Genomic DNA, 14,933 nt, shown 5'->3' with positions numbered 1-14,933 from the left:
CTACGCCTGCTTTGTAGTCGTTTTTAACTGCTTTTGTTATCTGTTGGGGGTTTCGTTGTATAATGTTTTGCTAGGTGATATTGCGCTGTATAAGACTGGTTTTTTCCGTTTATGTTTTTCAGGGCTCGTGTTTTCTTATTCATTTAAGTACCTCTTAGAGTCCTGGATTTTAAACTTCCTCCCACTTCAGGATGTGGTGTACTTCTTTGGTAACCAAGTTTACATGGTTGGGGATAAGTTTTTTGAAAAAAGGTTGTTTTTATTTAAGAAATAGGGGGGGAGGTTTTTTAGATTAGTTTTTTTGTGTGTTTCAGTAGGTATGGGTTGTTTATTAGGGCTTTTGTACCTATTGATAGCCCTGTTGTGGTTAGCCATCTATTGTTTTGGAGGTGTTTTGTTAGGTTGATTGGTTTTAATGCTTTCATTACTTCTTCTATTTCTTGGTCGTTCATTTTTTCGATTGTTTTTAGTGAGAAACGGGCTAGTCTATAGTATTTTAGGTATTTTTTACGCCATCTGTCTTGGTATTCCATTAGGCTTTCTTTGCGTAGGTTGTTTTGGTTTAGTGCTCTGACTGCTACATTGCCTGCTAGTCTTCCTGCTGCCATTGCGAAGGGTATTCCTGCTTGCCCACCTGCTCCTCCGGCTACCATTACTCTCTCTCCTACTAGCTGGCTTGGTATTGTTATTATTTGGTCTTCTCCTTTTTGTTTTCTGATGATTTCTGCGTCTTTAAACATCTCTCTATCTAGGAAACGGTCTATGTATTTTTGTGGGTCTGTGTTTCTAACAAAAGAACCGATACTTGCTTTTCCGTCTCCTTTTGGTGAGATTGTTGCTTTCCATCCAGGTGATATCTTTTTTCCTATATAGTAGTGGAAATGGGATTCAGGTATGTCAACATTTTTCATTTCTAGTTGTATTGATTTTGCTAGGTCTTTGGGGTATCGCATTGTGTTTAAACCGATTTTCTCTATTAATTTATCTCTTGTACCTGATGATATTACAACAAGTTTGGAGTTGTAAGTTTCACCATCTTCCATTCCTATGGAGACTTTGTTGTTTATATCGATTTTTTTTACTCTTTTTCCGAGTTGTGCAGTTGCTCCACAATCAATCGATTTGTTTAAGTAATGTTTGTCAAATTTTTCTCGATCGATAGAGAAACCAGGTGTATTAATTTCGATGGTGGTGCCTAATGCTGATGTTATTCGCATTCCATCTAAATGATGCATAATATATTTTTCTTTAGGCTCGAAACCCATTTTTTTGAAAAAACCGTAGAAAGAAGTGTCGGCAGGTCCGGGGTCTACAGAAAAATCACTTCTCTTTTCAATAATCAGTACGTTGAGATCGTTTTCTGCTGCTACTATAGCGGTCTGCAATCCAGCTGGACTAGCACCGACAACAATTAAATCATAGATTGACAAGACTTTCCAACTCCTAGACTAAATAACTTGGTCTTTAATTTATTTAGACCCAGATATCAATGAATCCAATTAATCAGAAATAAGTTTAATGTATTCGGTTAGTGATAATATTTTAGTATTCGTTAGGTGTTTTGGTGGTTGTTTTTAATTAGTTATTTTTTTGAAGTGTTTTTTTAGTTGTCTGCCGTGTTCTTTGTTTTTATAAACGAATGTGATTTCTATATCTGGGTTGGTTTGTTTTATTATTTTGTAGATAGTTTTTACGCTTTTTTCGTATGGTAGTTTTCCTGTTCCGGTTCCTAAACCGGGTATTGCTATTGTTTTTATGTTTTTTTCGATTGATTTTTGTATCACTGCTTTTGTGGCTTTTGATATTATTTCTTCACTGCTTTTACCGGTTGGGTTTTCAACTGTTGGTGTGTGAATTATGTATCTTGAGGGTAGGTTACCTGCATCGGTAACTATAGCTTTGCCGATTTGGATTGGTGTTTGCTTAATTGCTTCTTTTTTTATTTGAGTTCCACCCTTCTCTAATAACTGTTTGGCTAAACCTCCTCCCATAGTGCAGTAGGGATTTGATGGATTTACGATGGCTTCCGTATTTATCTGTGTTATATCACCTTTTTTTATTTTTATTTTCATCCAATCACTGTTAGGAATGTATTTTTTTATTTATCTGGTTTTTTGGTTTTTTTTATTCGTTTTTTAGTTCTTCGATTGTCCAATCGAATTCTTCTTTGAGTATTGAGTATGACATGTGGGGGGATATCATCCCTATTTCGGTGCATATGAGGTCTATGTATTCTGGTGGTGTGAAATCAAATGCTGGGTTGCTTATGCAGATGTTGTTTGGACATTTTTCCCATACTTCTTTTTCTGATCTTTCTTCTATTTTGATTGGCTCTCCAACAGCTGTTTTAGGTGAGAATTTGTATGTTTCAGCTGCAACCATAAATGTTACTCTTGCTTCGTTTGCGGCTAAAGCTATCTGGGATGTACCGATTTTGTTTGCAACTGCTCCGTTAACTCCTATTGCATCTGCACCTACGACAACTATATCTACATTTTTCATTGCTGACCTGACAGCGGAATCGACTATTAATGTTACAGGGATGTTGTTTTCGGCTAGTTCACGTGCAGTTATCTTACCTTGGAGTCTGGGTCTTGATTCGGTGGCGATCACTTTTATGTTTTTTGTTTTGTCTGCGGTCTTGATTATTGATAATGCAGCTTCAGAGTTACAGTGAGTTAAAATGGTGTCGCCGTCTCGTATTCGTTTACTGCCAATCCGACCTAGGGTTTCCAGTGATTTTTTAGATCTCTCAATAAATCGGTTTGCGCGTTCTATTACGTCATTACGGCCTTCATTTAAAGTTTGATATTGTTTTAGGTTTTTAGTTATCAACCTAATTGAGTTGGGTAGCGATACTGCCGTAGGTCTTGAGGATAGTAAGGTTTCACTAGCTTCATCTATATCTTTTTTAAGTTCTTCTAAATTAGTTGCGTCAGATTTTTTAGCCGTATCACGTAGTGCTCGGGCTGTGGCTCGAGCTATGTCTCCTGCACCTCTAATCTCCATTTTTTTGATTTTTTCAGCAGTTTTAGAAACTTCCATAGGTATCATCTCTTAAGCGACCTATCTCTCACTCACGCTTAAATTATTTACAGGTCTGACTCAAAAACATTTCCACATTGACGATAATAATTTATATTTCTAAGGAAGACCCAGCCAGTTATAACATCAAAGAAAGATTATTGGATAAAACAGAATGGACTGTTGAAGGTGTTTTTAGGGATGGAGAGGTATTTAAAAACGATAAGTATCTGATGGTTGTTGGAGATAGGCATATCGATCAAAATGGGCTTGATAAGGAGTTAAGGGAAAACGGTATCGATGCAGATTGTATTGTTTTTCCATCTAGACACAGTAGTGATAATGGCGATAAACTCCTGTCGATACATACACCAGGAAATTTAGGAGATGAGGCAAGTGTTGGTGGGAATCCAAGAGAGATTTCTTGTTCAGAGCCTAATCGAATAAAAATAGCTCTGAATACACTAAAACAACTTTCTAAAAAAACTGATTACAAAACGTCTCTAGAAGCTACACACCATGGTCCATCCAATATAGAGATACCAACATTGTTCATTGAGATAGGTAGTGGTGAAGATGAGTGGCGTGACCCGGTCGCAGGGGAGATTGTAGCTGAAACCATATTGAATATCAGAGATGTTGAAAAACCTCCTATAAATGGGGTTAGTGTTGGAGGAGGTCATTATGCACCTGAACAAACCCGTCTTTTGTTAGAAACAAACATCGGTTTAGGACATATAATGCCGGATTATGCATTTGACCCTGAAATGCTTGAGTTGATGATAAAAAAAACACCGGGATGTAGATTCATACATCTATGTGGAGATAAAATCGATAGAAACCAAGTGTCAATGTTTGAAATCCCTGTATATCGTGAGGGAGAGATTAGAGATCTAGAGCCAATCGACCCGGATTATTGGGATATTTTTATCCAAAATGCTTCAGAGAACTCAAAACCGATATACACCGGTAAAAAACAATACAATAAATTTAAACTTGTTAAAATAAATCAAAAACTAATTAACATGGCTCAAAGAGTTGATTCAAAACCTAAAGGCTTTAAAGATTGCTTAAATAGTTTTGAAATCATTTATTATAAAAGAAAAAATGGAACAATAACGAACAAGTTCTTTGTTCCTTCGAAAGGTTTTAAAGATAGAATTGAAAAATTAATAAACTGTGCTATTAAAACTATAGAACAAGAAAAACCCATAGAGGTATCAAGGGAGGACGGACACATACAAATTACAGTAACCGAAAAGAAATTTAATCCTGACAAAGCAATCTCGCTTGGCATTGAAAAAAACAAGTTTGGAGTCCTCTCTGGAGGCAGAGAACTAGAGATAGAAGGTAAAACTATAACACCTGCTATGGTACATAATATAAATAAAAAAACGATTAATGTAAAATACCCTCCCAAGGTCCTCGATGAAGTAGGCCCGGGTTTAAATTTAAATTAGAGTTATAAACAAACTAACAGTTGATAAATGGGGATTAGGATGAAATCCGTAGTTGAAGAAGCTTTAGAAAGAACAGAAGATGAAGAAGAGAATTCAATAAACAACAAAGACGTAACGAGACCTATAAAACCTCCAGAGAAACAAGAACAAGACGAAGAGCTGCAGAGAGTAATAAAAGAAATCGGTACAACCATAAGAGTAGTTGGTTGTGGAGGAGGTGGATCGAACACCGTAAACCGAATGATGGAAGCCGGAATCAAAGGAGCCGAAATGATAGCATTGAACACAGATGCACAACACCTCGTCACAACAGAAGCTCACCGAAAAATACTCATAGGAAAAAGCAGAACAAAAGGCCTCGGAGCAGGTAGCCTCCCTAAAATAGGTAAAGAAGCCGCTGAAGAGAACATAAGAGAAATCGAGCAGATATTAGAAGGCTCCGACATGGTTTTCGTAACCTGTGGATTAGGTGGAGGTACCGGAACAGGCTCCGCACCAGTAGTAGCCCAAGTAGCCAAAGAACTTGGAGCATTAACAATAGCAGTCGTAACACTACCGTTCGAAGTAGAAGGCAGAATAAGAATGGAGAACGCAGAAGGAGGTCTCCAAAGACTAAGAAACGTAGCAGACACAGTGATCGTCATACCAAACGACAAACTAACAGAGACAGTACCAAGACTACCACTGCAAAAAGCATTCAAAGTTGCAGACGAAGTATTAATGAGAGCTGTAAAAGGAATAACCGAATTAATAACAAAACCAGGACTCGTAAACCTCGATTTCGCAGACGTAAGAACAATAATGGAAGGCGGTGGAGTCGCAATGATAGGGGTAGGCCAAGCAGAAGGAGAAGAAAGAGCCCACGAAGCAGTTAAAAAAAGCCTACAAAGCCCATTACTCGACGTCGACATCAGCGGTGCAGAAGCAGCATTAATAAACGTCACAGGCGGTCCAGACATAAGCGTTTCAGAATCAGAAAGCGTAGTAAAAGAAGTACACGATAGAATAAGCAAAGAAAGCCGGATCATATGGGGCGCCCAAATCGAAGAAAACCTTGAAGATACTGTAAGAGTGATGTTAGTCGTAACAGGAGTAAAATCATCCCAAATATTAGGAAAAACAAAAGAAGCAGAAAAGGAGGAAATCGAAAAACATGGAATCGATTTCGTCGGATGAACACTCCTACCAAAACTAAAAAAAGGCGGTGAAAAGTTGGCAAGACGTAGCGGTAAAGGCAAGGATAAAGACATGGATGAGGCCATACAAGGCCTCAAAAACAAACTATCAGAATACATACGAGTACTAAAACTAGCTAGAAAACCAGACAAAGAAGAGTTCTGGCAAGTAAGCAAAATAGTAGCTATAGGAATACTACTAGTAGGAAGCCTAGGCTTCATAACATACCTAGCTATGGATGACCTCCCACAATACTTCGCAAAACAAAACTACGCTGAAATACAAGCCGAATTCCTAACAGGCTTCGAACCAGATGAAGCAAACCAAACACTACAACTCCAAATAACAAACCAAGATAGTACACACTCAACCGGAGAACTAAACCTAAAAGTAGAACCAATAAACTGCGAATTAGTAGGAAACGAAACACAAACAATACCCTCCCTAGAACCAGGTGAAAGCCAAGTAATAGAGATAGAACTAACAGACATAGGACCACAACCAAACGTTAACGCATACATATGGGGTGACGAGATCTGGCAACACAACACTGAAGGAACAGCATTAGAGAGAAACCCATACGAACACGGACCACGATAAACATTTTCTAGTTAGAAACGCCGCTGGCAACAGCGGCCAACCCTAACACAATATTAGAAAACATAAAAAAGAATAAAAAACCTACAGTCCAAAAACCGATCCACACAAAAAAATAAAATAACTATTTCTCTATTAAATCAAAACGCAAAGCAGTTTAGTTTAGCTCAGTTTGGTTCTACTTTGTTTTTTTAGATAAATTGGTTTTGTGAGGGGTTTTCTCCCCCTCATTGTTTCATTTTGTTTTGGTTTTTTTGTTTTATTTTATTGGTGTTCCTGTTTTTGTTTCGTTTTCTGGTTGTAGTAGTATTGGTTTGTCGTTTTCGTCGGCTGCTAGTATCATTCCTTGGGATTTTTCTCCGAATATTTTGGCTTCTTCTAGGTTTGTTATTGCTACTACTTGTTTGCCTTCTAGTTCTTGTGGTTTGTGTGTTTTGGCTAGTCCTGCTACGAACTGTCTTTCTTCGTTTCCTATGTCTGCTTTGATTTTGAGTAGTTTGTCTGATCCTTCTATTTGTGTTGCTTTTTTGATTTTTACTATGCGTATATCCATTTCTTGGAATTTTTCGAATGGTATTTTTTCTTGTTTGTCTTCCATTTTTTCACTTCCTAGTTTGTTTATTTGTTGTTCTATTTCTTCGTTTTCTATTTTTTTGAATAGTGGTTTTGGTTTGTGTATTTTTGTGTCTTTTATTGGTTTTTTTGCTTCGCTCCATTTTTGTTGGTGTATTGAGGTGTTGTTGTTGAGTGTTTTCCATAGTTGGTTTGAGGAGTTTGGCATGAATGGTGCTGTTGTTATTGCTAGTGTTTTTACTATGTTGAGGCAGTTGTACAGTGTTTTGGAGGGGTTGTTGTTTTTCCATGGTTCTTTTTGGTTTAGGTATGTGTTTCCGTATGCTGCTAGTGATATGATTTTTTCGAGTGCTTTTTTGAACTCTCTGTTGTCTATTTTTTTTCCTGCTTCTTCTACTGTTTCGTTGATTTTTTGTTGGACTTCGGGGTCGACTTCGTTTTTATTTGTTTTTATTTCTCCGTTGAGTTTGTTTTCTGTTAATGTGAGTACTCTGTGTACGTAGTTTCCGTAGGTTGAGACTAATTCTTCATTGTTTTTGGTTTGGAAGCCTTCCCATGTGAAGTTTGAGTCTTTGTTTTCAGGCATTATGCTTGTTAGGTAGTATCTTATTGCGTCGGGGTCGAAGGGGACGTCGTTTAGCCATACGGCCCAGTTTCGGCTTGTTGAGAACTGTCGGCCTTCTAGATTTAGGAATTCGTTTGCAGATACACAGTAGGGTAGGTTTAGTCCGCTGTATCCCATTAACATGGCTGGCCATATGATTGCGTGGAAGGGTATGTTGTCTTTTCCAATGAAGTAGTATGTTTCAGCTTCGTCGTCTTGCCAATATTCTCTCCATTTTTCTGTGTATTCTTTTGTTGCGGATAGGTATCCGATTACTGCGTCGAACCATACGTATATGCTTTTTCCTTTTTCTCCATTGGGTATTGGAACTCCCCATTCCATGTCTCTGGTTATTGGCCTGTCTTCTAAACCATCTTCTAGCCATTGTTTTGTGAAATTTATTACGTTAGGTTTCCATTCGTCTTCTTTTTCTTTAATCCATTTTGATAATGGTTCGTTGAATTCTGAAAGTTTTAGAAAGTGGTGTTCGCTTTGTTTTTCGATTGGGGTTGTGTTGCAGATTGAACAGTATGGTTGTTTGAGGTCTATTGGGTCTAAGGTCATTCCACATTCGTCGCATTGGTCGCCTCTTGCGTCTTCGGCTTCGCAGTGTGGGCAGACTCCTTCTACATATCTATCTGGGAGGAATCTATCGCAGTTTGGGCAATAGAAAAGATCCATGGTGTCTTTGTAGATGTGGTTTTTCTCTTTTAGTGTCTTGAATATGTCTTGGGTTGTTTCGTAGTGGTTTTCAGTTGTTGTCTTTGTGTATAGTTCGTATGAAGCTCCCATGTCGCGTAATGACTTTTTGATTATTTTATGGTATTTCTCTGATAGTTCCTTTGGGGTCATTCCTTCTTCTTCTGCTTTTAATGATATTGGTGTGCCGTGCATATCTGTTCCTGAAACCATAGCGACTTTGTTTCCTTTCATTCTATGGTATCGGGCGAAAATATCTGCTGGCAACACCATTCCAGCGAAATGACCTAGATGTATTGGTCCGTTTCCGTATGGCCATGCAGTGGTAACTAATATCTTTCTCACATTATCCTCTCGTTTCTATAGTTGATTGGTTTATTTAGTTTATTTTAAATTTAGGTTGAGACCATTCTGTTTTTGGGAAGAGATGTTTTTTAAAAAATATGTTTTTGGTTGAGTTTGTGTCTTGGAATTCTATCTTTTTTGTAGTGGTTGTTTGGAGGTTTTTCTTGTTTTTGTTTGTTTTTAATTTGTTTTCTGTGTTTTTATTGCTGTTTTGAGTAGTTTTTTCGGTATCTGTGGGTTTGTACCGAAATGTAGGTGTACATAGCTGGCTAGTAGGTTTTTATTTGTGTATCCTTCGTGTCTACCGTCTTCGCCTTTTCCTCCATATAGTTTGTATGTGGTGTCTTTTTTTTCTATGCCTGTTATTTTTGAGTAGTGGAATTCATGGCCTTTGGTAGATGTGTTTTTGTCCATTAGTATGTTGTTTGTGGTTGATTTTGCTTCGACGTATCCCATTGCTTGTAGTGTTTCGGTCATCTCTACTGTTCCGGGTACGAGGCCTACCATTTTGTATTTTGTTTTATCGAAGTCTGTTATCTGTTTTGATAGGTATGCTAGTCCTCCGCATTCGGCGTAGATTGGTTTTCCGTTTTTATGGAATTTTTTAATGGATTTTTTCATGGTTTTGTTTTGTTCGAGTTCGGGGAGGAATGTTTCGGGGAAACCTCCACCTATGTATAGTGCGTCAGCTTTGGGTAGTTTTTTGTCTTTTATAGGGCTGAATTCGATTATTTCTGCACCCATGGTTTTCAGTATATCTAGGTTGTCGTAGTAGTAGAAATTGAATGCTTTGTCGAATGCGACTGCGATTTTAGTTTTTTTGTCTTTATTTTGTTTGAAGACGGTCCATTTTTGGGGTTCTATTTTTTGGGTTTGGTTGGAGATCTCTATTAGTTGGTTTAGGTTTATGTGTTTTGATATGAAGTTTGATAGGTTTTTTAAGTATTTATCTAGGTTTTCGCTTTCGTATGTTGGTACTAACCCTAGGTGTCTTTCAGGTAGTTCTAGGTTTTCGTTCCAAGGTAGGTATCCAAGGAATTTTATTTCTTGGTTTACTGAGTTTTTTATCATTTGGTAGTGTCTTTCGCTGTTGATGTTGTTCAATATGACTCCAGCTATATTGATATCTTGTTCGTAAGTGCTGTATCCATGTATCATTGCTCCTGCACTCTGCGCCATCTTACCTGCGTCTAGAACTAAGATGATTGGTGTGTTTAGTATTTTAGCTATTTCTGCTGAACTTCCTTTACCTGATTCGCCGGATTCTTTTTTTGCGTGTTTGCCGTCGTATAAACCCATGACGCCTTCTATAACTGAGATGTCTGAGTTTTTTGATGCATTGTGGAAACTTTCTTTGATTACTTGTTCGTTTAGTAGGTAGCTGTCTAGGTTTCTGGAGCGGTTTCCGGTTACTTTTGTGTGGAATCCAGGGTCTATGTAGTCTGGACCTACTTTGAATGGCTGTACGTCGTATCCTTTTTGTTTTAATGCTCCCATCAGGCCGATGGTGATTGTTGTTTTGCCAACACCGCTTTTTGTTCCTGCTATCAATATTCTTGGGTTCAAAATAAATTCCTCTATATGGTTTTATTCCTTGTTTTTATATTTCTGTGCGAGTTCTTCGTATTCACTTGCTTTTTGTTTTATTCTTTTTATGTCTTTTTCTTTAAGTTCTCGTACAATTTTTCCAGGGACTCCTACAACCAGTGAGTTTGGAGGTATTTCTTGGTTTTCTAGAACTAGTGCTTGTGCACCTATTATGCAGTTTTTGTTTACTACTGCGTCGTTTAGTATAACTGCTCCCATTCCAATTAGGCATTCGTCTTTTATTTCACATCCGTGTACGACTGCTGAATGTCCTATTGAAACTCGATCTCCTATCTCTGTGCGTTCGCTGCCCATTGAGTGTAATACTACATTGTCTTGTATGTTGGTTGATCTTCCGATCTTGATGGGTGAATCGGCTCTGATTGTAGCGTTGGGCCAGACGCTTGAGTTACGGCCTATGGTTATATCTCCGTTTACGTAGGCTGTTTCTGAGATATATGCAGTTTTGTCTATATCCATTTTATCACTACTTGAAGATGTATTTGGATTGTTTAAAACTAGTGGTGTATTGTATTAAAACTAGTGGTGTATTGTATTTTATCTGGTTTGATCTAAAAAATAAAAATTAAAATATAAATAAAAATGGGGTGGGGTTGATAATTTTGTTTTTTATGCGTTGTATCCTGGTATTTCTTGTGGGCCGTCGTATTCTGTTTTTTCTGCGATTTCTACGAGGCATTCTGGGTTGCTTGCTGTTGTCATGTCTCCCAGTTCTGTGTTTCTGACGAGTCCTTTTAGGAATCTTCTTATTATTTTCCCGCTTTCTGTCTTTGGTAGGTCTGATACGAAGTATGCTACGTGTGGTGTTGCGACTGGACCTACTTCTTCTCGAACTACTTTGACTATCTGTTTTTCTAGTTCTTCGGATGGTTCTACACCGTCTTGTAGGATTGCGAATACTGCGGGGACTTCTCCTTTGACTTCGTGTGGTTCTCCTACGACTGCGGCTTCTACTATTTCGTCTATTCGGTCTACTGCGTCTTCTATTTCTGCTGAACCGAGTCTGTGTCCAGCTACTTCTAGGACGTCGTCTATTCGGCCTGTGATCTCTAGTAGTTGTTGTCCGCCTATTTCCATTTCTCGTTTTACTCCGCCGTCTCCGCTGAAGTATGTTTCGTCTCCGTATTCACTGAAGTATGTGTTTTCGTATCTGTCTGGGTTTTTGTATACGCCTCTCAGCATTCCTGGACCGAAGTTTGGTCCTTTTATTACTATTTCTCCGCTTTCGCCTGGCTCTACTGGCTCTCCTGTTGCGTCTAGTATGTCGTATCCGATTCCGGGCATTGCTGGTCCTGCTACTCCTGGTACGAATGGCCCGATTCCTGGTAGTGATGTTAGTAGTATTCCTCCAGTTTCGGTTTGCCAGTATGTGTCTACGATTGGGCATCTTCCTCCACCGACTTTTTCGAAGAACCACATCCATGTGTCGTGGTCTATTGGTTCTCCAACGGATCCTAGGAGTCTTAGTGAACCTAGGTCGTGTTTTTCTACCCATTCGTCTCCTTTTTGTCTTAATGCTCTGATTGCTGTTGGTGCTGTGTAGAATTGGGTTACCCCGTTTTCTTCGATTATTTTCCATAGTCTGTCGGGGTCTGGGTAGTCTGGGGATCCTTCGTACCAGATCTCTGTTGCTCCGAGTGAGAGTGGTCCGTATAGGGCGTAGCTATGACCTGTTATCCAACCTATGTCTGCGCTTGTGAAGAATACGTCGTTTTCATGGAGGTCGAATATCCATTTCATTGTTATTGCGGCTTGTGCTCCGTATGCTCCACAGCTGTGTTTAATTCCTTTTGGTTTTCCGGTTGTTCCTGAGGTGTATAGTAGGAATCCTGTGTCTTCGGCTTCTTTTTCTACTGGTTTGCAGTAGTTGTCTGCTTCTTCTACGACTTCGTCGAAGTATACGTCTCTTCCTTCTTTCATTGGTGGTTCTGTGTTTGCTCTGTTGACGACTATGCAGTTTTCTGCATCTACTTCATCTAGGACTTCACCTATCTGGCTTTTGAGTTCGATTACTTTGCCTCTTCTGTAGAACCCGTCTATTGTTATGAGTGTTTTTGATCCTGCGTCTTCCATTCTTTGTTTAACTGCGTTTGGGCTGAATGCTGTGAATACGATTGAGTGCCATGCTCCGATCCTCTGGCATGCTAGTGCTGCTACTGCTGTTTCTGGCACCATGGGCATCCAGAAGGTTACTGGCTCGTTTTCTTCTATTCCAAGGTCTTTGAGTGCGTTTGCGAATTTGTTTGTCATGTTGTAGAGTTCTTGGTATGTGAGTATTCGTTTCTCTTCTTCGAGTGGTTCAGGTTCCCATATGATTGCTGCTTTGTTTCTTTTGTCTTCTAGATGTCTGTCTAAGCAGTTGTATGCGAGGTTTGTTTTGCTTCCTAAGAACCAATTAAAGAAGGGGGGTTCCCATTCGAATGTTTCGTCCCATTCTTCGAACCAACTGTATTCTTTTTTTGCTTGTTCCGCCCAGAACTTATGTGGGTTTTCACGTGCTTCATTGTATATTTCGGGGTTGTTTATGTGTGCTTTCTTCTTCATCTCTTCGGTTGGCCAGTATATTCCTTCTTGTTCTGGGTCTTCTTTTACCCATTGTTTTCCGTAATCTTCAGAGTGTCTTGCTGCGTTTTTACCCATTTTAATTCGGGTTTCGTCCCAATTTTCCATCTTTACACCTCAAATCATTTTCATTAAATTAAATTTAACACAATCCTTTCTATAATGATTATTCATTTATATTTTATTGTGGTGGGCTATCCGTGTTGGGATAGCGCCACCTAAAAAATTTATTCTTCTTTTCTATGGGCGAGCGCCATGAACTTATCGACTTCTCCTACGTCATTTGTGAATAGGCTGACAACTATACCGGCTATTATTGCTGAAGGCAAGCTGTATAACGCTGGGTTGACTAACACTGGAAGTCCTAACACGCTTGTCATTCCTACTAGGTGTGCTACTACGAATAGTACAGCTATTATCAGTCCGGTGGCCATTGTTGCGATTGCACCTTGCCGTGTGTATCCTTTCCACCAGACCGACATGAATAGGACTGGGAAGAATACGCTTGCTGCTATTCCGAATGCGAGTGTTACAAGGAAGCTGACGTTTTGATCTCCGAGGGCGAGAGCTACTAAAACGGCTATTATTCCGGTTGCGACTATTGAGAGTTTGGCTACGAAGACTTCCTTCTTTTCACTTGCATCTGGGTTTATTAGTTCCATGTAGTAGTCGTGTGTGAGTGTTGTTCCTATTGTCATGAGTAGGCCTGCAACTGTACTGAGTATAGCACAGAAAGCTCCACCTATCGCGAGACCTAGTAGTACGTCTCCACCAACTAACTCTCCTAATAGTGGTATAGCCATGTTTTGGGCGACCGATTCTTCTCCTGCTTGGAAGAACCCTATTAGGTCTGGGTAGAGCAATACCATTGCTGCAAGTCCTGCGAATATTGCCATTACGTAGAATGATCCTATTGCGAACAGAACTCCTATTGTGCTTGTTCTTGCGTCTTTTGGTTTGTCAACGGTGTAGTATCTTTTGAGGACGTGTGGTAGTCCAGCTGTACCGAAGACAAGTCCTGTGGCTAGTGCGAACAGATTCATCCAGTCGGGTGCGAAAGCACCTGGTGTTAGTGCTGTGTCAGCACCTCCGGTTAGTTTGTCGGAAACTTCATTTATTACCTCTTGGTAGTTTCCTTCAACCACGGCTCCATCTGATATCATTCCAGCTGCTACTTCGGGTGGCACTAAACCGCTTACTGAGTCTATTATGTTCATTGGGTTGTAGTCGAAGAAGAGTATCACTGTTAGTAGGAGTATGAGTAGCATTGCGAACCATAGTACTATGGCTTGTATAACAGCGTTGTAGGTGGTTGCTCGCATTCCACCCATTACGACGTATATTATAACTATGGTTCCGATGATGAGAACTGAGAAAACGTAGTCCCATCCTAATAATATCTGCATCAAAGCTCCTGCTCCAACGAGCTGTGGCACTATGTAGAATGATGATATTATTGTGCTGCCTAGCATTGCGCTTGTTCTTACTGTTTTACTTGCTCGGAACCTTGTTGTTAATATTTCTGATGCTGTGAACTTCCCTACTTTACGTAGCGGTACTGCTAGGAGAGCTAGTAGGACTATGTATCCTCCGAAGTATCCGATTGCATCCCATGTTCGGTCTATTCCTAATATTGCTATAGCTCCGGTTACTCCGAGGAAGCTGGCTGCGCTTAGGTAGTCTCCGGTTAGGGCGAGTGCGTTTTGCACCCATGATATTTTTTGCCCTGCTACGTAGAACTCTGATGTTGTTCTGGTCCAACGTCTGCTGTACCAAGCTATTCCTATTGTAATGCTGACGAGTACTAAAACGATTGATAATGCGATTACATTCATTATTTAGCTCTCCTTGGCTCTGTCGTATCGTTTTGCATATTGGTTGAAGAGTATTGCAGTGACCCATCCTAGTGGGAAGATAAGTAGTATCCAGAAAAGAGCGGTGTTTAAACTGTATCCTATTATTTCTCTTGCTGCGAGATCGGGAGCCCATGAAACCATTGATGCGAGTCCGAAAAATGGTATTAGAAATGCGAGTAGTGTTCCGAACGCGAGCCCGAGTTGTTTTTTGATTTCAAGTTCTTCGAGATCTATGTCTTTTATCTCTTCGAGTTCTTCGATTCGTGGTAGTGGCATTTGGCGGGCTATTTCTAGTATGTCTTTTAGGTAGTCGTCGTTTTTTACCCGTGTTACAAGTACTGGGTGGCTTGCTTTTTTAACGATTCCTTCTGCCACGCTTCCTAGTCTTACTTTTTCCCAGCCGCTTCTACCTGAGTTTCCTACTACTAT

General features: G+C 39.6%; 12 protein-coding genes (1 of these 12 only partly in view). 3 read left to right on the top strand and 9 right to left on the bottom strand.

Going from position 1 to position 14,933, the window contains the following annotated elements; translation table 11 throughout:
* Positions 1-287: 287 nt before the first annotated feature.
* From AMET1_RS03730 to AMET1_RS03720, 3 genes are all read right to left on the bottom strand, one after another.
* Positions 288-1,430, bottom strand: a complete 1,143-nt coding sequence (locus AMET1_RS03730; RefSeq protein WP_086637134.1) for an NAD(P)/FAD-dependent oxidoreductase — start codon at positions 1,428-1,430, stop codon at positions 288-290.
* Positions 1,431-1,574: 144 nt separating this feature from the next.
* Positions 1,575-2,072: a macro domain-containing protein gene (locus AMET1_RS03725; RefSeq protein WP_086637133.1), complete on the bottom strand. Its 498-nt coding sequence runs from the start codon at positions 2,070-2,072 to the stop codon at positions 1,575-1,577.
* A gap of 52 nt (positions 2,073-2,124) precedes the next feature.
* Positions 2,125-3,045, bottom strand: coding sequence for a ribose 1,5-bisphosphate isomerase (locus tag AMET1_RS03720; RefSeq protein ID WP_086637132.1), 921 nt, complete (start codon positions 3,043-3,045; stop codon positions 2,125-2,127).
* A 77-nt stretch (positions 3,046-3,122) separates the two neighbouring features.
* Between AMET1_RS03720 and AMET1_RS03715 the strand changes: the two genes are divergently transcribed.
* The 3 genes from AMET1_RS03715 to AMET1_RS03705 are packed head-to-tail and all read left to right on the top strand — an operon-like array spanning position 3,123 to position 6,260.
* Entirely contained in the window at positions 3,123-4,484 is a 1,362-nt protein-coding gene (locus tag AMET1_RS03715; RefSeq protein ID WP_086637131.1) for a D-aminoacyl-tRNA deacylase, read from the top strand.
* 39 nt (positions 4,485-4,523) lie between these two features.
* The gene (gene ftsZ, locus AMET1_RS03710; RefSeq protein WP_086637130.1) at positions 4,524-5,660 is read left to right on the top strand and encodes a cell division protein FtsZ; all 1,137 of its coding nucleotides are present in this window, start codon (positions 4,524-4,526) and stop codon (positions 5,658-5,660) included.
* 36 nt (positions 5,661-5,696) lie between these two features.
* A complete protein-coding gene (locus AMET1_RS03705) occupies positions 5,697-6,260 on the top strand; it encodes a protein translocase SEC61 complex subunit gamma (protein ID WP_201721265.1) in 564 nt (187 codons plus the stop codon).
* 256 nt (positions 6,261-6,516) lie between these two features.
* On the opposite strand, the gene metG is transcribed toward AMET1_RS03705, so the two are convergent.
* The 6 genes from metG to AMET1_RS03675 all read right to left on the bottom strand — a co-directional run.
* Positions 6,517-8,478, bottom strand: coding sequence for a methionine--tRNA ligase (gene metG / locus AMET1_RS03700; RefSeq protein WP_086637129.1), 1,962 nt, complete (start codon positions 8,476-8,478; stop codon positions 6,517-6,519).
* A 180-nt stretch (positions 8,479-8,658) separates the two neighbouring features.
* Positions 8,659-10,044 carry a cobyrinate a,c-diamide synthase gene (locus tag AMET1_RS03695; RefSeq protein ID WP_086637128.1) on the bottom strand — a complete coding sequence of 462 codons (1,386 nt, stop codon included), beginning with the start codon at positions 10,042-10,044 and terminating at the stop codon, positions 8,659-8,661.
* A gap of 21 nt (positions 10,045-10,065) precedes the next feature.
* A complete protein-coding gene (locus AMET1_RS03690) occupies positions 10,066-10,545 on the bottom strand; it encodes a gamma carbonic anhydrase family protein (protein ID WP_086637127.1) in 480 nt (159 codons plus the stop codon).
* 150 nt (positions 10,546-10,695) lie between these two features.
* Entirely contained in the window at positions 10,696-12,756 is a 2,061-nt protein-coding gene (acs, locus tag AMET1_RS03685) for an acetate--CoA ligase (RefSeq protein WP_201721264.1), read from the bottom strand.
* 119 nt (positions 12,757-12,875) lie between these two features.
* A complete protein-coding gene (locus AMET1_RS03680; RefSeq protein WP_086637126.1) occupies positions 12,876-14,483 on the bottom strand; it encodes a sodium/solute symporter in 1,608 nt (535 codons plus the stop codon).
* 3 nt (positions 14,484-14,486) lie between these two features.
* A protein-coding gene (locus AMET1_RS03675) for a universal stress protein (RefSeq protein WP_086637125.1) crosses the window boundary here: on the bottom strand, positions 14,487-14,933 show its 3' portion. Its footprint extends 321 nt past the window's final position; 447 of the gene's 768 nt are visible here — the last part of the coding sequence; its start codon lies off the right edge, out of view — the gene reads right to left on this strand; the stop codon is at positions 14,487-14,489.

It is taken from the genome of Methanonatronarchaeum thermophilum (genome assembly GCF_002153915.1).
Taxonomy (GTDB): domain Archaea; phylum Halobacteriota; class Methanonatronarchaeia; order Methanonatronarchaeales; family Methanonatronarchaeaceae; genus Methanonatronarchaeum; species Methanonatronarchaeum thermophilum.
Note: the sequence above shows the minus strand (reverse complement) of the source record. Positions and strands in the feature narration are given on the sequence as shown.